The organism is Nitrospiraceae bacterium (assembly GCA_019637075.1).
Classification (GTDB): domain Bacteria; phylum Nitrospirota; class Nitrospiria; order Nitrospirales; family Nitrospiraceae; genus JAHBWI01.
Window position 1 is genome coordinate 1 of the sequence record JAHBWI010000013.1, and the last position, 18,967, is coordinate 18,967.

General features: G+C 59.9%; 14 protein-coding genes. 7 read left to right on the forward strand and 7 right to left on the reverse strand.

Annotated features, from left to right (window positions below):
- From KF814_18630 to KF814_18645, 4 genes are all read right to left on the reverse strand, one after another.
- On the reverse strand, positions 1-979 hold a 979-nt coding region (locus tag KF814_18630), incomplete at its 3' end, for a PAS domain S-box protein (GenBank protein MBX3238169.1).
- Between the two features lie 33 nt (positions 980-1,012).
- On the reverse strand, positions 1,013-3,997 hold the full coding sequence (locus KF814_18635) for a PAS domain-containing protein (GenBank protein MBX3238170.1): 2,985 nt from the start codon (positions 3,995-3,997) through the stop codon (positions 1,013-1,015).
- Between the two features lie 89 nt (positions 3,998-4,086).
- Positions 4,087-4,611 (reverse strand): chemotaxis protein CheB, encoded by a 525-nt coding sequence (locus KF814_18640; GenBank protein MBX3238171.1) that lies wholly within the window; start codon positions 4,609-4,611, stop codon positions 4,087-4,089.
- Positions 4,612-4,741: 130 nt separating this feature from the next.
- Positions 4,742-5,092: a hypothetical protein gene (locus KF814_18645; GenBank protein ID MBX3238172.1), complete on the reverse strand. Its 351-nt coding sequence runs from the start codon at positions 5,090-5,092 to the stop codon at positions 4,742-4,744.
- 220 nt (positions 5,093-5,312) lie between these two features.
- On the opposite strand from KF814_18645, the gene KF814_18650 reads away from it, so the two are divergent.
- The 5 genes from KF814_18650 (at position 5,313) to KF814_18670 (ending at position 12,083) form a co-directional block, all read left to right on the forward strand.
- Positions 5,313-8,945, forward strand: coding sequence for a PAS domain-containing protein (locus tag KF814_18650; GenBank protein MBX3238173.1), 3,633 nt, complete (start codon positions 5,313-5,315; stop codon positions 8,943-8,945).
- Positions 8,946-9,025: 80 nt separating this feature from the next.
- Complete coding sequence (locus KF814_18655) at positions 9,026-9,316, forward strand: cupin domain-containing protein (protein ID MBX3238174.1); 291 nt, start codon at positions 9,026-9,028, stop codon at positions 9,314-9,316.
- Between the two features lie 30 nt (positions 9,317-9,346).
- A complete protein-coding gene (locus KF814_18660; protein ID MBX3238175.1) occupies positions 9,347-9,757 on the forward strand; it encodes a hypothetical protein in 411 nt (136 codons plus the stop codon).
- Between the two features lie 4 nt (positions 9,758-9,761).
- A complete protein-coding gene (locus KF814_18665; GenBank protein ID MBX3238176.1) occupies positions 9,762-10,505 on the forward strand; it encodes a septal ring lytic transglycosylase RlpA family protein in 744 nt (247 codons plus the stop codon).
- Positions 10,506-10,769: 264 nt separating this feature from the next.
- Complete coding sequence (locus tag KF814_18670; GenBank protein MBX3238177.1) at positions 10,770-12,083, forward strand: HlyC/CorC family transporter; 1,314 nt, start codon at positions 10,770-10,772, stop codon at positions 12,081-12,083.
- Here KF814_18670 and ligA read toward each other — a convergent pair.
- From ligA to KF814_18685, 3 genes are read right to left on the reverse strand one after another with little or no spacing between them, the layout of a single operon-like run.
- A complete protein-coding gene (gene ligA / locus KF814_18675) occupies positions 12,058-14,085 on the reverse strand; it encodes an NAD-dependent DNA ligase LigA (GenBank protein MBX3238178.1) in 2,028 nt (675 codons plus the stop codon). The genes KF814_18670 and ligA overlap by 26 nt on opposite strands.
- Positions 14,078-15,976: a hypothetical protein gene (locus KF814_18680; GenBank protein MBX3238179.1), complete on the reverse strand. Its 1,899-nt coding sequence runs from the start codon at positions 15,974-15,976 to the stop codon at positions 14,078-14,080. Before KF814_18680 ends, ligA begins: the two co-directional genes overlap by 8 nt.
- The gene (locus KF814_18685) at positions 15,976-16,929 is read right to left on the reverse strand and encodes an AAA family ATPase (protein ID MBX3238180.1); all 954 of its coding nucleotides are present in this window, start codon (positions 16,927-16,929) and stop codon (positions 15,976-15,978) included. Before KF814_18685 ends, KF814_18680 begins: the two co-directional genes overlap by 1 nt.
- Positions 16,930-17,164: 235 nt before the next feature.
- On the opposite strand from KF814_18685, the gene KF814_18690 reads away from it, so the two are divergent.
- Positions 17,165-17,851 (forward strand): LysM peptidoglycan-binding domain-containing protein, encoded by a 687-nt coding sequence (locus tag KF814_18690; GenBank protein ID MBX3238181.1) that lies wholly within the window; start codon positions 17,165-17,167, stop codon positions 17,849-17,851.
- A 22-nt stretch (positions 17,852-17,873) separates the two neighbouring features.
- On the forward strand, positions 17,874-18,967 hold a 1,094-nt coding region (locus KF814_18695), incomplete at its 3' end, for a chorismate-binding protein (protein ID MBX3238182.1).

Sequence of the window (18,967 nt, forward strand, 5' to 3'; positions counted from 1 at the left end):
GGAAGAGGCAGGTGCACATCACCTCCGGAAGCCGCGCCGGAATATCGCTCGCGTGAAAATCTACCGGCAACTCGGTGACTTCAATGAAGTCCGCGAGGTAGCTGCGCATGGCTTCTTCGATGCTGGTCGTCTCCCACATGGCCGGATGCAAGCCATAAGCGATGTGTCGCACCGATTCCATCGTCCGCTGGATTTGCTGACTCAGGAGCCGGACCTTGTGGGCCATCGGCTCGTCGCTGCTGCGCTCGATGGCATTGGTCGAGAACATCAGCATGGCGAGTTGCTGACAGCAATTGTCGTGGAGTTCTCTTGCGATCGCTTTCCGTTCCTCGTCCTGAATGTTCAGTAACTGCGCATTCAGATCCTGTAGCTTCTGCCGGCTTGTCCGCAGCTCGTTCTCATGTTGCTTCAGTTGCTGTTCGGCCTGCTTGCGTCGGGTGATGTCGATCATCGCGACCCTCACGAGATCTTGCTGCCCCTGGGCCGGGCTGCCTTCCAGCAAGACGTTCATCACCCCCTGTGGTGGCTCATCGGAGAGATCGCCGAGATCGACCTCGCACGTCAGGCGTGTTCGCTCAACGCAGACCTGTTTGCAAAATTCGGTGAACCGCCGGCGTTGCGCGATCGGCATGAAGAGATGGAGCCGCCGGCCCATTAACCGGTCCATCGGCTGGCGTAACATGGCCGCGCCAATCGGATTGACGTCGGCAATGGCTCCCAGCCTGGTCAGTGAAAAATAACCGACAGGAATGGATTCGTATAATTCGACAAAGCGGTTGCGACTTTCCTGAATCTCCAGATGCGCTTGCCGGAGTTCATCGCACTGCAGCTGCAGTTCCACATGGTGAACTTGGAGTTCATGCAGCAACCGTTGGGTGTCGGTCGAGGATGGATCGAGGGGGGGCGCGGGCTCACGGTTCTGTAGATAGAATTCGGCCTTTCGGCGTAGACGTTCAATGTCTGATCCTGATGTGGACATGGCATCCTCTTCTCAGTGCAGACGATGAGGTGATCAGGTTCCTGGGGCCGGTGAGCGATTGTCAGGGGAGGCCGTCAGCGCATCTCCGATGACAATGGCCCACCGAGCCCAGCTGCTCACGGGCGTCTTTCCAGCGAATGCAATCCAACGAACCCGTTTCATGCTGCCGTCTTTGGCTACCAGGCGAACCAATCTGGTCGGAGGACCGGCCGACGAGAGCGTCGCCTCGTCCGGAAACACGCGCCGGAACGTCTCCGGCTTGCCGACGATATCTTCCGCCGGATAGCCCGTGACGCGTTCGCATTCTTTGTTCCACGCCGCGACGTTGCCCTGTTCATCGAACGCCACCACCATGAAGGGAAGGCTCGTGAGAATCACGGTGAGGTTGGATTCGGTGTCGAGCAACGACTGTTCCAGCGTCTTGAGCGCCGTGATGTCGGTAAAGGTCAGTACCGCGCCGTCGATCACGTTGTCGAGGGTGCGGTAGGGGATGATGCGCAGGAGGAACCAATCTCCACCCTTGGCCTCAACGTGCCGTTCGCGCGGGACCAGGGTTTCCAACACGTCTCGCACATCCTCCACCAGCGTGTTCTGTTTCAAATTCGTGGCGATGTCGCTCAAGGGACGGCCGACGTCGGTCGTAATCAGGTTGACGATTTTGGCGGCCTGCGGCGTAAAGCGTTTGATGTTCAAATTTTGATCCAGGAAAATCGTGGCGATATCGGTGCTGTTGAACAGGTTTTTCATGTCGCTGTTGGTCTGCGAGAGATCGTCGATCTTCTGCTGCAGTTCCGAATTCACCGTGACCAATTCTTCGTTCAGCGACTGGAGCTCTTCCTTGGACGTGGTCAGCTCTTCATTGGTGCTTTGCAGCTCTTCATTGGTGGACTGCAGTTCTTCATGCGCCGATTTGAATTCCTCCTGGGACGTTTCCATCTGCTCGACGCTCATTTGCAGCTGCTGCTTGAGAAGTTTGATCTCGTCTTCCATCTGTTTGATCGCCCGGAGCGGCTTGGAGGCCGTTTGTCTGCCGGTCCGGCCGGCGTCGGTCGTGAGGCCGATTTGCACCGGTTCGAATGCGACCAGTGCGAGCCCTTGCATGCCGGCATAGCCGGTGAGCGGGCGGACGGAAATATTGATCATGCTGGAGTCGCCGTTGGTTTGCACCCGCAGCCCGGCCGTGGCGACTTCGCGCCGCTGCATGAGGGCGCGCCGGATCAGCGAGGCCAGCTCAAGCCGGATGCCTTCCCGCGCCATCGCGAAGATGTTCATCGTGGCTTCGCCGGCGGCCGGTTCGAGAAAGCGGCCGGTCTTGCCGTGAATGTAGAGGATGTCTCCGGCTTCATTGACCAACACGGCGGCGGGAGCAAATCGATCGATCAACACCTGCCGAAACACCTCCGGAAACGACGCGTTGTCTGTCTTGCGTTGCTTCTGCGAGGAGGCGACCAGGTCAGGAGCGGGAAGCCCGGCCGGAATATCCACGGAAGGCCTCGTCAGGCCGTTCGTTTCACGTCGCCGGAAGATTTTCCACTTGTTGTCCATGGCAACGAACAGATCGGAAAAGGAGCCGATCGTTTCCGAAGAGCCGAGGAACAACACTCCTTCGGGATTCAAACTGTAATGGAACAGCGGGATGACCTTTTTTTGCAATTCAGCGGTGAAGTAGATCAACAGATTGCGGCAATTGAGCAAATCGAGCTTGGTAAACGGCGGGTCCATAATCACGTTCTGGGGCGCGAAGATGACCATCTCGCGGATCTGTTTATTGATCCGGTACATGCCGTCTTCCTTCAGAAAAAAACGGCGCAACCGATCCGCCGGCACGTCATGAATGATGGAGGGCGGATACAACCCCTGCCTGGCCCGGTCCACCGCCTCCTTATCGATGTCGGTGGAAAACATCTGCACTTTGACGGAGCCTTCGAGGTTCAGGTCGTCCAAACATTCCCGAATGACCATGGCCAGCGAATAGGCTTCCTCCCCCGACGAGCAGCCCGCCACCCAGACGCGAAACACACCCTTTCCCGCCTTGGCCTTCAACAACTCGGGCAGCACCTTCTCCTTGAGCAGATGGAAGGCTTGCGGATCGCGGAAGAAATTCGTCACCCCGATCAGCAACTCCTTGAACAGCAGCTCCACTTCCTGAGGATGCTCGCGCAGATACTGGGCGTACTTGGCGATGTTGCCGATCTGATTCACGTTCATCCGCCGTTCAATACGACGGTACAGGGTATTGCGTTTGTAAAACGAAAAGTCGTGGCCCGTATGGGAGCGCAACAGGATCAGAACCTTAGACAGCGACGCGGTGATCGTGCTTTGCGGGAGGGCCGGCCCTTTGGGCTGTTTGGCCGACAGAGACATGTAGGCCATCAGCTTCACCGGCAGCTGCTCCGCGGGAGCGACGTAGTCGATCAGTCCGGTGCCGATGGCATTCCTGGGCATGCTGTTGAACTTGGCGCTGGCCGTCTCCTGAACCATCGCGAGGCCGAGATGTTCCTTTACGGCCTTGATGCCCAGCGTGCCGTCCGCCCCCATGCCCGAGAGAATAATGGCGACGGCGCGTTCTCCCTGATCTTCTGCCAGATGCCGAAAAAAGTAGTCGATCGGCGTCCGCCAGCCGCGAGGCGCCGTCGGCTCATGCAGGTTGAGCGAGCCTCGAAGAATCGACAGGTCTTTGTTCGGCGGAATGATGTAAATGTGGTTCGCGGCCACCGGCATGTCGTCTTCCGCCTGGACGACCGGCATGGTCGTGCAGCGTTGCAGCAGCTCCGGCATCATGCCCTTATGAGTCGGATCGAGGTGCGGCACCAGGACGAAGCCGATGCCTTGATCAGGGGGCATCTGGCTGAAAAATTGCTCGAAGGCTTCCAAGGAGCCGGCGGAGCCGCCGATGCCGACGATGAACCGGGGACGGCGTGGAACCGAAGATGTGCGCTTGGTGCGAACCGCCTTGGTCGGTCGAGCGGAACCACCTTTTTTTCTGCGGTTGGGTAATGGCGGCCGATGTGATGCCATGGGAGAGGACTTCGTCACAACCCGTGAGTTGGAACAGCAGGCAACATTGTACGAATTTCTGCGGAGACGCACAACCGGGAATTTGGGCCTCAGCATGCCACGGCCCGTCCTTTGACCAGCGCGATCAGCGTCGAGGCGATGGATTCCATCGGCAGGAGGCAATCGGGATGGTCATATCGCACGGCGTTTAAGGGGAGAAACGGGAATTGAGCGTCGGCCGGGTCCTGTGTCAGGGAAATACCACCATTCTGCTTGATTTGAATCAGGCCGTTCACCCCGTCGTCTCCCCCGCCGCTCAACAGGATGCCGACAACTCGCCGTCCATAGGCTTGGGCCGCGGAGCGAAAGAGCGGATCGATGGCAGGCCTCGCGCTATGTTCCTTCGGACTGCGCCGCACCAGCATGCGGTCCTGTTCAAGTTCCAGATGATGGTCCGGCGGGGCGACATAGACGCGGCTTCGAATGAGCTTGCGGCGGTGGGAGGCTTCGACCACGGCCATACGGGCGCGGTGGCCCAGCACGTGAGCCAACTGGCTTTGACCGGGAGGGCGGTGCACGACGATGGAGATCAGCGCAGGAAGATTGCCCGGCAATTCGGCGAGCACGCGTATCAAGACCTCTATACCTCCTGCCGAAGCGCCCACCACGATGACATCGCGGGTGAGATGATCTTCATTGAGTCGCGATCGGGAGGCGCCAGAAACCGGAGCGTCGCTGGCGCGGGAACGGCAGGGGTCAAGTGGCCTATTGTGCCCCATGCGTAAGCTCGATCATGTGCACCAACGTGTGAAATTGGTGCGTGGCTTCTCGAATCCGGCGACGGAGCGCCTTCCTGGTCTCGACGGACCATTGTTGTTCGTCGAAGAATTGTTCGTGCACCGTTGCCGTCTGCAACAGCAGCACTGCGGCCGCCCAGAGTGTCCGTTCAAGCTCCTTTTCTTTCGCCAGCAGAAGACTGCGGGTCGAGAAACGATGGCCGACCTGACAGACATAGCCCCGACGGCGACCGTTGGTCATCTCGACAGAGAGAACGCCCACGCAATCAGGGCAGGAAAAGTCTGCAGGTCGAGGTTTCTGAATCGATGGCGTTCTCATTCGACCAGCTCCGAATCGACACGTAAATATCCTATCTCCCAAATAAGGCTTCTCCCTACTGGGAGTAACCCTGGGTCGCCGGCCTGGGAGATCTACGGTTATCTTTGCGTGACTAGGATATACTGCCTTCGTGAATGACATGTGTGCGGATCGCGCCGGAGGGCCAGGTGAGTTGAATGACGTGAATGCGTGATCTGCCGCATGTGCCGGAACTCACATCATGCCTGCTGAGAAGTTTCATAACAAGCACAGAGACGACAAGGCCCCCGGTCTGACTGCCGGCAGCAATGTCCGTCCTTCCCTCTCCGCTTCCCTCGCCGATGATGGTCATTGTCCCTTGGTGGCCATCGGCGGGTCCGCCGGGAGCCTGGAGGCGTTGCAACAGTTTTTTCACGCGCTTCCCGCCTCGACAGGCCTATCCTTCGTCGTGGTCGTGCACCTGTCCCCGACCTCGCCGAGTTCATTGCCGGAGCTTCTCCAACATTGGACCGCACTTCGCGTGTGCTCCGTGCGCCACATGCAGCGGGTGCAACCCGACCATGTGTATGTCATTTCTGCCGGTCGATACTTGACCTGCAAGCCAGGCTATCTGCAATTGGGCGCCCGCAGTGCGACCGTGCCGCGCCGCCTTACGATCGACGTGTTTATGCGCTCCCTTGCCGAAAGTTATGGGCCCTGGGCGGTGGCGATTGTCTTGTCCGGTGCGGACAAGGACGGGTCGATGGGCATTCAGCAGATCAAAGCACGCGGCGGATTGACGCTCGCGCAAGATCCCACGGTGGCCACCTATCCCATGATGCCGCAGAGCGCGATTGCCACCGGTTCAGTGGATGCCATTGTGCATCCCCGTGACATGCCCCTCCGGGTCGTGGAGCATTTCTCTCAACTCCCCAGACGGGGAGACGGCGCCGTTCCGGACCTGTCGGTGCGTGAGCCCCATCGTGCCGGCATCCAGCTCACCGACACGCTCGAGCAGGCCTTGCATATCATTCGGGAACGCACCGGACAGGATTATGCCCGGTATCGACGCCCGACGCTGTTACGGCGGCTGGAGCACCGGATTGAGATGAGCGGAGCCGACAGCGCCCCGGAGTATCTCTCGTTGCTGCAGGAGAGCCGGGAAGAGACCGATACCCTCGGGCGGGAGTTTCTGATCTCCGTGACCCGATTTTTTCGCGACCCCCAGCACTTCGACTTGCTCGCCAAGACCATACCGGAACTCTTCGAGGGGAAGGGGACGGATGATGTGGTGCGCGTGTGGGTGCCCGGGTGCGCGACGGGAGAGGAAGCCTATTCCATCGTCATGCTGCTGCTGGAGTATGCGGAACAATCATCGGCCTCCGCCGCCGTGCAGGTGTTCGGAACCGATCTGGATGTGGCCGCCATCATGGCCGCGCGGAGCGGGCACTATTCGCACGATATTGAACGGCATCTCACGGCTGATCGTCTGCATCGCTTTTTTGCCACGGACGCGTCTGGGTATCGGGCACGACGCGACGTGCGGGAACCGCTCCTCTTCGCCGTCCACGATCTTCTGAAGGACGCGCCATTCGCCCATATGGATCTGGTGTCCTGTCGCAATCTCCTCATTTACCTGACTGCGGAGGCGCAGCAAGAGGTGCTCCAAACCCTGCATTTTTCCCTGAGGCCCGGAGGATTGCTTTTTCTCGGTTCAGCTGAAGGGGCGGAGGACCGTCTATTTTCTCCTCTCGGTACCGCGCACAAACTGTATCGGCGCTTGCCCGGCGGTCGCAGTTCCGCCCGGCTGACAGCGGCGAAACATCTCCTCGCACGTTCTCGGGACCTGCACTCGCCCGTTCACGAGATATCCAGCCTCGTCGGGACGTCGGCCATCGAACCCTCTCCCGTTTCATCACCGGACCAGGCCATCAACCGGCACCTGTCTTCCCGCGAGCTGAGTTCTGCGGATCTTCGCGCCAGCAATCAGGAACTGTTTGTCATCAATCAAGAGCTACGAGCGGCGACGGAGGAGCTGGATATCAACCGTCAGGAACTGCAGTGCATCAACGAGGAACTGACGGTGCTCAACCAACAGCTGAGCCTCAGTATCGATGAACTCACCCGCGTGAACAGCGACCTGAAGAACTTCATCGATGCCACGGACTTAGGGATTATCTTCCTCGACCGTCACCTCAAAATCATGCGTTATACGCCGGCCGCGACCCGATTGTTCAGACTCATTCCAACCGATCTCGGACGGCCGCTGCTCGATCTGCGGCATGATCTTCTCTACGACCGATTCGAGGACGATGTCCGGATCGTCCTGAGCGGAGCGTTGGACATCGAACGGGAAGTCGAGGACCACAATGGCCGGTGGTTTCTCACGCGCATCATGCCCTATCGGACGATCGAGCTGAAGATTGTGGGCGTGATGCTCACCTTTGTGGACGTCACGGAGCGCAAACGGACCGAAGCCCATCAGGCGTTCCTGGCCGGCATCGCGGACGAACTGTCCGGTCTCCTGTTGCCTGCTGAAATCATGGACAGCGTCGGACTGAAGCTCGGCGCCTATTTGAAGGTCAATTCCTGCACCTTCGTGGACGTGGACGACGAGGGCGGCGACGTGACGGTCTACCAGGGATGGCCGACTCCGGATGAACCAACCGTCTATCAAACCTTTCGATTGACCGACTATTTGACGGACGAACTTTCACGGACCAACCGTGCCGGGGACGTCTTTGTCATGCGTCATATCGGCGACGATCAGTGCCTGCATTCGGCGGCTCATGCCGATGTAGAAGTGGGCGCCATGCTCAATGTCCCGTTTCACCGGGAGGGACGCTGGATCGCGAGTTTGGGGGTGACGAACAGCGAGCCGCGAGAATGGCGCGACGATGAAATCGAGCTCGTGCGGGACATCGCGGACCGCGTGTTTCCCCGCATCGAGCGGGCCCGCGCCGAACAAGACCTGCACATCACTGAAGAGCGCATGCGCTACCAGAAGGAAGTGTTTCAGGCGGCGATCGACGGCGCGTCGCTGGAATATTGTCTTCATCTGCTCGCCCGGCTCGTGACTCAGGAGATGGCCGGCAAGGCCCGCACCTCCTTTTACATGATCGACCCCGAAGGCCGCTGTCTGCACCCGGTATACGGCGCCGGCGACATGCCGCACTCCTACCTGAAACAAGTCGACGGGTTCCTGATCGGCGAAAGTCCTCTCGCGTGCGGGCTCGCGGATCAGACCGGCCGTCCGGTGGTGACTCTCGACGTGTTTGAAGAGCCTGCATGGAAGCCGTGGCTTCACTTGGCCGAAGCCCATGGGTTCCGTGGCTGCTGGTCCTTCCCGATCAAAACGCGCGAGAATAAAGCCGTGGGCAAATTGGTCATGTTGTTCGAGGCCGCGCGCGAAGCCGGGGCTCGCGAGCGTGCGCTCGCCGACATCGTCACACAATCCGCGGCGATCATCATCTCCAATCACCTCGAAGCGCAGGAACGAACCCGCGCCGAAGCAGCCTTGCGAGAATCGGAAGAACGTGTGCGGGCCTTCGTCGCGGCCACCTCGAACATTGTGTATGTGATGAGCGCAGACTGGAGCACGATGCACAGGTTGGTCGGGAAAGACCTGATCGCCAGTCTTGAACGGCCGCGCGGCGACTGGATGGACGCATACATTCCGCAAAGCGACCGGCTTCTCTTCCGGCAAACTATCGAGCAAGCCATCCGAACCAAGACGCTGTTCGAACTGGAGCATCGGGTCATTCGAATGGATGGCACAATCGGCCGGGTCTCTTCGCGAGCGGTTCCCATCAAGGATCAACACGGTGACATCGTCGAATGGTTTGGGACAGCCAGCGACATCAGCCACATGACACATTCGCGGCAGGCAGGGTAAATCCGTCGGGCGCAGGAGAGCGTCAAGACTGGTCTGGGCGGAGATGTTCCCGGTCGGGAGTGATGCCGGAGGACGAGCGGATGATGACGGTCGATCAGCAGTCGGTGGCGAAGGACTGGCTGTCACGCGGCTTCAGTTGTGATCTTTGGGTTGATCCGCCCGGGCAAGTATGGGAGGATTACCGCCACGCCACGGATGAATTGGTCATGCCGGTCGCAGGGCGGCTGGAATTCGAGTTCGGGGGGCGCTGCCTCTGGCCTGCGCCGGGGGAAGAGATTCTCATTCCGGCCGGTGTGTCGCATACGGTGAGAAACATCGGTGGGACCACTGCTCAATGGCTCTACGGGTACAAGCGGGTTCATACAGGCTGATGAGCTAACTCAGCAGAGGGAGAGGAGCCGATGCCGACAACGACGCAATTTGTGGTGAGTGGACAGAGCAAGCCCGGTGTGCTGGCCTCAGTGGCGGCGGTGCTGGGAGCTGCCGGGGTCAACATCAAGGCCTTTTCCGCGCCGGAAGTGACCGGGCCGGGAAAGCTGCGGTTGATCGTGGCCGATGTCGATGCCGCGCGAATCGCACTGAGAAAAGCCAAGGTCAAATTCCGCGAAGAGACAGCCCTGATTTTGAGCCTGGAGAATAAGCCGGGCGCGTTGAAACAAGTGGCCGATTCGCTCACCAGAGCCCGCATCAATGTGAAGTGCGGCTATTGCACGCCGTCGCGGGAAGGCAAACGCGCCATCGTGGTGCTGACCGTGTCGAACACCACCAAAGCCCTCGGGGTGCTGCGCACCCATTCACTCGACGAATTTTAGCGGGTTGAGTCTCTTTTTCAGCATCCTGCGAATCCGCCTCACGCCGGGGGAGAAGAGGACCAGCACAAGCCGTCTTCTTCTCCCCCTGTTTGCTCTGCTCCTGACTACATGGCTCCATGGCTGCTCCGGCTGGAGTCCGGCGCGCCCGTCCTATCCGCCCGGCTATCCCTTGGGATTCGTGGAGCGTGGAAGCGCATCCTGGTACGGGCCCGGGTTTCATGGCAATCGTACGGCCAACGGCGAAGTCTACGACATGCATAAACTCACGGCGGCGCACCGGACGTTGCCCCTGGGTTCGGTGGCAGTGGTGCGCTCGTTGACGACGGGACGGCAGGTGACCGTGCGCATCAATGATCGCGGGCCATTCGCGCGGGGAAGAATTCTGGACCTCTCGCTGGCCGGTGCCCAGGCGGTGGGTATGGTCGGCCGCGGTACGGACGACATCGAACTGCGTGTCATCAGCTATCAGGGCAGGGCAGGAGAGATGGGCTGGTTGCGAGTGCAGGTCGGCTCCTTTGCCGACCCGTCCAATGCGCAGGCTCTGGTGCAGCGGCTACGCAATGCCTATCCCGGTTCCCGCGCGGTCGCGGTCGATCTGCCGGACGGTCGCCGGTATCGTGTGTATGCCGGCCAGTTTCGTACGGAAGCCGACGCCGAACAGGCCGCCGCACATTTGAAACGAGCGCTGGATACGGATCCGTTCATCGTGCGGGACGACAGCGAGTCGCCCGCTACGGGAAATCCATGAGTGTTGTGGCGGTTAATCACGTTAAACGGTTGATATCGTGATGCATTGCCCGCAGCAAGATTTCCTCTCAAGGCTTGATGCGACTCTCGGCCTATGCTAAGTGTAATAGGTAATGGATGATGGTGACCCGAGAGGACCTTTCTTCGTCGTCTTCTCACGACATCGGGCAAGTCTTGCAGTTCGGACCCTAGGCTTCGAACTGATCCAAGGATCCATTTTTTACCCTGACATCGTTGTTCCGTACCTTTAGCCTCGATAGGTCTTATGGACATTATCGTCTTGATCTTCCTTATTCTGTTGTCGGCGGTCATCTCCGTCGTCGAAGTGGGCTTCTATTCCGTCAACGACACGAAACTCCGCGCCTTGGCCGATACGGGCAGCAAGCGGGCGGAGATGGCCCTGCATCTGCGCACCGATCCGCAACGGCTCCTGTTGACCATTCTGGTCGGCGACCGGCTGGTCGATACGGCGACCGCGTCGCTGGCTACGATCATTGCCTTGAACCGGTTCGGAGGGCAGGGGCTCGAAGGTGTACTCGGCGAGGCTTTTGCCGTGCTCGTCGGTATTCTCACGTTTGTCCTGCTGGTGTTCGCCGATCTCGTCCCGAAGACCCTCGCGGCGAAATATTCTGTGCCCGTCGTGCTGAACATGGCCTATCCCGCCTATGCAGCACAGCAGGTGCTCACGCCGATCATGTTCTTCGTCGTGCCGCTGATCTATAAACTCACCGGCGGGAAGGGGCTCAATGTGCCCTTCGTCACGGAAGAAGAGCTCAAGATCATGCTGGATCAGAGCAGCAAGAGCGGCGCCATCGAGGCCCAGGAAGTGAAGATGATCAAGAACGTCTTCCAGCTGAAGGACATTACGGCGGAAGACTGCATGACCCCGCGCATCTACATGTTCTCGCTCGACTGCAATCAATACCTGCGCGAAGCGAAGGAGCTGTTGTTCAAGTCGAAGTACTCGCGCATTCCGCTGTACGAAGGCACGCTGGATAACATTATCGGCATCCTCTACAAGACCAAGGCGTTGACCGCGCTGGCCCAGGGCCATACCGAAATGAAGCTGCGGGATATCGCGCAGCCGGCGTTGTTTATCCCGCACACGAAATCGGCCGACGATTTGATGAAACAGTTCCAGTTGGATAAACGCCACATGGCGATCGTCGTGAACGAATTCGGCGGCGTCATGGGTCTGGTCACGTTGGAGGATCTGCTCGAGGAAGTGGTGGGCGAAATCGTCGATGAGACGGACATCACCGAAGAATTGATCAAACGGATCGGCAAGAACCAGATCCTGGTGCACGGCCGCACCGAAGTGCGGAAGGTCAACGACTTCTTGAAGGTCGATTTAGGCGACGATGCCGTGACGATCAGCGGGCTGGTGCAACACGAACTCGGCCGGATTCCAAAGGTCGGCGAGGAGGTGCATATCGCCAACTGCCGGCTCGTGATCCATGAAGCGGATCCGCGGGTGATTAAAAGCGTGCAAATCTACAAGGAAGACAAACACCCCGCGTTGCCGGACCAGCCGGTCGAGGAGCATGTGCCGGTCACCCAGGCGTCACCAGATCGGTAAACTCCGCTTCCGTCAGAATCTTCACGCCGAGCTTCTGCGCCTGATCGAGTTTCGATCCGGGGTCGGTTCCCGCCACGACATACGCCGTTTTCTTACTCACACTCGACGACACTTGTCCTCCCTGCCGTTCGACCAGTTCTTTGGCCTGATCGCGACTGTAGGCAGCGAGGCCACCGGTAAACACGAAGGTTTTGCCGGTCAGGGTCCGGCCGCCTGGACTGGCTTCCGCCACCGGCGGAGCGACCGTCAATCCCCGGGCGACGAGGCGCTCGATCACTTCCCGATTTCGCGCTTCGGTGAAGAACGAGGCCAGGCTCTCTGAGATCTCCGGACCAATTTCCCGCACGTGCAGCAACTCGTCCTGCGTCGCTTCCATCACTCGGGGGAGTGTGCCGAAATGCTTCGCCAGCACGCGTGCAATGTGTTGCCCCACCTGCCGAATCCCTAATCCCATTAACAAACGCTCCAGTGAGACGGCCTTGCTTCGCTCGATGGAGTCCATGAGCAGGCTGGCCGATCGGTCGGCGAAGCCCTCCAGGGTCAACAGTTGTTCTTTTGTCAGGCTGTACAGATCCGCGAGGTCTTTGACCATTCCTGCATCAACCAGCTGGGCCACCGTTTTCTTCCCCAGCCCGTCGATATTCAGCGCGCTCTTCGAGGCAAAGTGTTCGATCGCACCTTTGAGTTGCGCCATACAGACGGTCTGTCCCGTGCAGTAAAAGTAAGCGCCTTCGCGCGCCACCGCCGAACCGCAGACGGGGCAATGGTCGGGCATGACGAACGGCGCCTGCCGCTCCTCACCCGGGACGGGCACCCGTTCGGCGATTGCCGGAATCACATCGCCGGCTCGCTCCACCTTGACCGTATCGCCGACGCGCACGTCTTTGCGCGCCACCTCGTCGGCATTGTGCAGCGTCGCGCGGCTGATGGTGACTCCGCCCACCTCCACCGGTTTGAGCAGCGCCAACGGTGTCAACGTGCCGGTCCGGCCCACCGAGACCGCGATATCCTGAATGACCGTGATTTCCTTCCGCGGGGCAAACTTGTAGGCAATGGCCCAACGGGGACTGCGCGATTTGCTGCCGAGTTGATCCTGCCAATCACGGCGATCCAGTTTGACCACGACGCCGTCGATCTCAAACGGAAGGTCGTCCCGCATCGCGTCGGTCGTCTGGTGGAACGTGAGGACCTCGTCGATGGACCGGCAACGCTGCCGATGTTCCGGAACCGGCAAGCCCCAGGCGGCGAGCGCTTCCAACTCGTCCCAATGTGTGGCGGGCATCGGGCCGGCGATGGCCATGATGTCGTAACAGGTGACGGTCAAGGGACGGGAGGCGGTGATGCGGCTGTCGAGTTGCCGCAATGATCCGGCCGCCGCATTGCGCGGATTGGCAAAGCCTTCTTCGCCCCGCTCCGTCATCCGCCGATTCAGGGATTGGAACTCATCCAGCCGCATGTAGACTTCGCCCCGGACCACCAGATGTGCCGGGGGATCTGCCTCGGCATGGAGCTGCAACGGCAGCGCGCGAATCGTGCGGAGATTGACCGTGACATCTTCGCCGATCATCCCGTCGCCCCGGGTTGCGCCACGTACAAAGCGGCCCTGATCGTAGACCAGTTCAACTGAGAGGCCGTCGAACTTCGGCTCGGCTGTGTAGAACGGCTGATCGGTTTCCAGCTCGCGTTTCATGCGCTGATCGAAGGCGCGGACATCCTCCTGATCGACAATCGAATCCAGGCTCAGCATCGGCTTCTCGTGCGACACCTTGGCGAGCTCGCTCAACGGAGGCGCCCCGACACGTTGGGTGGGCGAGTCTGCGGTAATCAGATCGGGATGCGCGGTTTCCAGATCGACGAGTTCACGAAAGAGCCGGTCGTATTCGGCATCGGATATCTCCGGACGGTCTTTGGTGTAGTAGAGGTGGTCGTGATGCCGGATTTCCCGGCGAAGCGCCGCAATCCGTTGTGCAATGCTGTGGTCGGCCATGGGTGGATTACTCACGGATGAACTGCGCGGCGAAGCTCCGGATATCCTGTCCGTTCAGCACATGGAACCGCCGTAGCCTGTCGATCAACTGTCCTGAAAAACGACTCAACGGAATCGGCACCAGCCGCCGGCCCGATCTGGCGGCGATCTGTCGCCACCGCGCCTTGGGTGGTACCGGGGTCACCAGGGCCACGTGCGTTTCACGCGAATGGACGGCTCCGGCTGCGATCAACCGCTCTTCGAGTGTCTTGGCGAATCCGAGCGCCTCGTCGGTCCAAATGTCCGGAATCGGCCGGGGTGGAAAGATGAACAGCGCGCCGCCATAACGTGATTGGCCGATGCCGGGTGCCACCATGTTCTCCAGAAACGGCGTGGCATAGAAACAGAGTGTAGACTCCTGCGCATGTTCCGCGTACCAGGTCGCTTGCCAGTTGTATTCTTCTGGGTCGGCAGGGGTATCGAAAAGAAAAATCACCGTATCGACATTTCCCCGCGCGGGGGGAATCTCTTTGACATACAGCTCCAGCCGTTTCGGGCGACCGCCCGGTTGTCGTTGATGCCAGTGGCGCAGGCTTTCCCGGATGTCGAGCCCGTCTTTCATCGAGGTCGTAAATTTTTCACTTCTGGCCAGATCGGCGCCGATGATCGCCTTGGCCTGTTCCCGCACGTGCGTGTGGAAGCTTTCAATTTTGGTATCTTCCGGCGGCCAGGAACATTGGCGATTGGGATTCCAGAGGTATGACCAGCGGCGACTCGTTCGACGCGCCGGACGAGGACGGAGTGACAGTGAGCGCCAGGACAGGGGTGTCCCCTGGAGCCGGTTCGTAGCCTGCACCACCTGATCGTCAGGCAGGGCCAATTGACCGAGTCCGACCGAGAGGTGCGGCAGGTGGCTGTGCTCGATTTCCTGGTACGAGTAGGTCTTGGCGGTTTCGAGGAGGCGGATCGCAAAATCATCTCCGGCCATTTGTTTGGCCGCGAGCACGAGTGTGTAGAGATCCGGTGTGAGGCGACGGTCCAGGAGCGCGTGATTCCGCACGTATTGCAGGTACAACTGCAGCAACTGTGGTGTCACCCAGGTCGGGACGCTCTGGCCTTCCTCATCGTGGGCCGTTTGCCAGCGTGTCCGGGTTTCCAAGAGCAGTTCTTTGATTCCGTCGATGGAGAGGTGACGGTCTGAATGTACGCTGGCCCGGCGGCGTTCATACAATTCCGTCATGAACGGCAGCTCGCCTAAGACGAAATACAGCGACTGCGGCTCCACAAGATATTGTTCGGGCCGGCGTACGTCGTTGTCCGAGTCTTGATAATCGGCTCGCTGCCGGTACGCCAGGCGAATCCAGGGCCAGTCGGCGAAGTGGCACAGACAGAGGATGTGCTCATATTCGAGCTCCAGCTGATGAAGCTGAAAGGCCATCCAGGCGATGCGGGCCTGTTGTTGTGAGGCTTCGACAGGCGCTGTGAGCGTGGGCACCATGGCAGCGGCGAAGGCGGCGTAAGGCAATTGCTTGAGGGCGTAGGCGTCGGGCGACACGAAGGGGACCGGTTCGACCACCGCGATTTCCCGATCGATATAGGCGCGATAGATCCCTTCCCCGATCGCGACGCGAATTCCCATCACGACGGCCTGGCAGGGATCCACTGGCACGTAGTTGACCGTGGCGCCGGTTTCCGAATCCGGCTCCTGCTGAACAATCACGCTGATGGTCGGCAGGTCGACGACCGCTGCTTCGAGCGCATGCTCGAAAGAAGGCGGAAGCGGAACTGCGAGGCAATCATAGCGGCGATCGGTCAGCCGGTCGCGCACTTCCTGGGCCACGTCACCGCTGCCGTGGAGGACCGGGAACAGTTCGATGCGGGGCGAGAGGCGGAAGACGTCGTCGGAAGTAGAAGATGGTGCTGCCATTATCGGCCGGGATGTAGAGGGTCGTCACTCCCGAAGAAAAAATCTCCGAGTCCCTGCGGCAGGGCCTGATCGCCCAGCGCGCGTTTCCGACGGCGTGACTGCATCGGCAGGTCGAGTGCTTCCTCACCGAGCACTTTGATGAGGGATTCCCGCCAGGCCGCGTCGACCGAGAGCGGATCCGTTGGATCTTGTGCGCGCCGTTTCAACGCATATTGCAACAGATGGATGCCGTCGCGCACGGAGTACTCCAGACTGAGTTGATGCGCTTCCTGGAGAAATTCGACGGTCAAGGCCAGCATCTCCGCCGGCGCGAACGGGAGATGGTATTTTAAGATCGCCAGTTCGTCTTCGCGCGCCGGAAATCCCATGCCCAGCGTCGGTTGCAGGCGGGACAGGATGTAATCGGGCACCTCATAGGTCGAAGCGTCTTCGTTCATGGTCACGCAGCAGCGGAAGTCCGCATGGGCCTTGATCAGAATCCCTGCAATGATTGATTCTACGCAGCGCCGGTGATCCAGCAGCGGAGCCAGCGAGGCCCAGCTTTTTTCGTTCATCCGGTTGCCTTCGTCCAGCACGCAAATGCTGCCGGTGAGGACCGCAGTGACCAGCGGCGAGGCATGGTAACTGATGGTGCCGGATTCCGCCAGGACGGGCGTGATCAGGAGATCTTCCGGGCGCGTGTCGGCGGTGCACTGAAACACATAGAGATCCTGTTTGCGCTCACGAGCCCCGGCCATCGCCAGGGTGGTTTTCCCGATTCCCGGCTGACCGGTGATGCGGGGCGAGAGGGGCAAGTCGCGTTCGTCAATGACGAGCCAGCAGGCCAGCAGTTGTTTCAGGATTTCGCGATTCCCGATCCATTCCTGACCCATGGTCATGGGTTGAGCCAGGTGCAGGGTGATGCCCTCAATGGAAATGACTCGAGACGAGGCCGGTTGTGCGCCTGATGCCATAGTCTTTCGTGCCGGTGATTCGCTAGAATGGAAAGAATGAAACCCTCTTCGAACGGTAGCATAGGCGCGGGGAGAGGGTCAAACACCTGCCTGGCCCATTTCACTTTGACTTTCGCTGCCTTGGACCGTATTCTACCCACTTTCTCAGGCTGCGAATCGGCAGCACATGCGCCACGAAATTCTCGTTGGGACGTGCATGGATGCCTCCCAGCGAGAGGGTGAACGAAGGAGCTATATGATGAGCGAAGGACAGGGACGGATGAGACGCGGGATCGTAGTTCCCATCGGTCTGCTGATACTGGGCAGCCTGGGGTTGAGCGGTTGTGTCATGTCGGAAAAATATGAAGCGGAGAAGGCGCGCAGTCTCAACTTCCAGCGGCTTCTCGCGCAGGAAGAAAAACGCAGTGCCGAGTTGGATGCGGAAGTGAAGCGCGGCAAGCGCGAACTCAGCGAGTACGAAGCCCGTAACCGCGAACTCGGCGCGCAGGTCGAGGCGGTGCGCCAGCAGGCGGCTCAGATCCAGGAAGAAGCGCAGGCGATGAAGGAGGCCAGCCTGTTGGAGAAGCGGGCGCATGAGGATATGAAGCGCCTGACGACCATTCCGAAGGCCCAAAAAGCCGCGCCGAAGAAAGACTTTGCGGCGGCCGTGGATGAGGCGCTCAAGACGGACGTCCCGTCGGATCTCAGCCTGGAGCCGTCCACCAGCCCGACCAAGGATGCGTTCGGGCGCGGCGATGCGATGGAGAGTGCTGGTGCGACCTCCGCAGCGGCGGCCGGGACGACCCATACGGTCCGGCCCGGTGAAACGTTATACCGCATCGGACAAAAATACCATGTCGCGCCGGAGCAATTGCGCAAGTGGAACAATTTGAAAGATAACACCGTCAACGTGGGGCAAAAGCTGATCGTCAGCCAGCCGTAACGCGCGCATCCGGATCATCTGTATGGCAGCCAAGCGACAGTATTCACTAACCCTGGACGAGTTCCGAGGCCTGGCGACGGAAGGCAACCTGATTCCGTTATACCGGGAGATTCTGGCGGACTACGAGACGCCGGTGTCGGCGTTTGCCAAGATCGACCAGGGTCCGACCGCCTATCTGCTGGAGAGTGTGGCCGGTGGAGAAAATTGGGCGCGCTACTCCTTTCTGGGAAGCGGCTCCTCGGCTGTCATCCGTGAAGAGAAGGGTGACTTGATCCTGACTCGCGGGAAGAAACGCCTGAAGATTCAGAGCCGGGGAAACCCGCTGGAACGTGTGCGTGAGTTGATGGAGGAATATCGGCCGGTGACGGTGCCCGGCCTGCCCCGGTTTGTCGGCGGCGCAGTCGGGTACTTGAGTTATGACGTGGTGCGGACCTTCGAAGAGCTGCCGTCTCTCCGTAGAGATAGTCTCGGGATGCCGGAATTGGCCTTTCTGCTGACCGACACCCTGCTGATTTTCGACAACGTCTCGCAGAAGATCAAAATCGTCGCGAACGCCTATCTCGAATCGACAACCGATCGCGCCATCCGCGAGGCCTATCGCCATGCCACGGCGCGGATCGAAAAGATGATCGCTCGCTTGAAACGCCCCATGCGGCAACCCCGCGTGAAGCGCCGGCGGAAGCCCATCACGTTCACTCCCAACATGAATCGTGCCGATTTTGAAAAGATGGTGACGCGGACGAAGGAATACATTCGCGCAGGCGATATCGTCCAGGCCGTCTTGTCACAACGCTGGGAAACACAAATCCATACGACACCCTTTCAGCTGTACCGCGCGTTGCGCGTCGTGAATCCTTCTCCCTATATGTATTATCTGCGCGTGGCCGGCGTCGAATTGGTCGGCTCGTCGCCCGAGACGCTGGTCCGGTGCGAAGACGGGGCAATTTCCCTGCGCCCCATTGCGGGCACGCGCCGCCGCGGGAAGACGCCGGATGAAGATCAGGACCTGGCCCGGGCGCTCCTCGCTGATGAAAAGGAACGGGCCGAACATGTGATGCTGGTCGATCTGGGACGGAACGACGTGGGACGTGTGGCTTCTCGCGGATCGGTGAAGGT

Excerpts from the sequence above, each read along its gene's own strand:
- KF814_18635 (MBX3238170.1), bottom strand. The coding sequence starts at position 3,997 with ATGGCATCACATCGGCCGCCATTACCCAACCGCAGAAAAAAAGGTGGT.
- KF814_18645 (MBX3238172.1), bottom strand. The coding sequence starts at position 5,092 with ATGAGAACGCCATCGATTCAGAAACCTCGACCTGCAGACTTTTCCTGC.
- KF814_18650 (MBX3238173.1), top strand. The coding sequence starts at position 5,313 with ATGCCTGCTGAGAAGTTTCATAACAAGCACAGAGACGACAAGGCCCCC.
- KF814_18655 (MBX3238174.1), top strand. The coding sequence starts at position 9,026 with ATGATGACGGTCGATCAGCAGTCGGTGGCGAAGGACTGGCTGTCACGC.
- KF814_18660 (MBX3238175.1), top strand. The coding sequence starts at position 9,347 with ATGCCGACAACGACGCAATTTGTGGTGAGTGGACAGAGCAAGCCCGGT.
- KF814_18670 (MBX3238177.1), top strand. The coding sequence starts at position 10,770 with ATGGACATTATCGTCTTGATCTTCCTTATTCTGTTGTCGGCGGTCATC.
- KF814_18680 (MBX3238179.1), bottom strand. The coding sequence starts at position 15,976 with ATGGCAGCACCATCTTCTACTTCCGACGACGTCTTCCGCCTCTCGCCC.
- KF814_18685 (MBX3238180.1), bottom strand. The coding sequence starts at position 16,929 with ATGGCATCAGGCGCACAACCGGCCTCGTCTCGAGTCATTTCCATTGAG.
- KF814_18690 (MBX3238181.1), top strand. The coding sequence starts at position 17,165 with ATGATGAGCGAAGGACAGGGACGGATGAGACGCGGGATCGTAGTTCCC.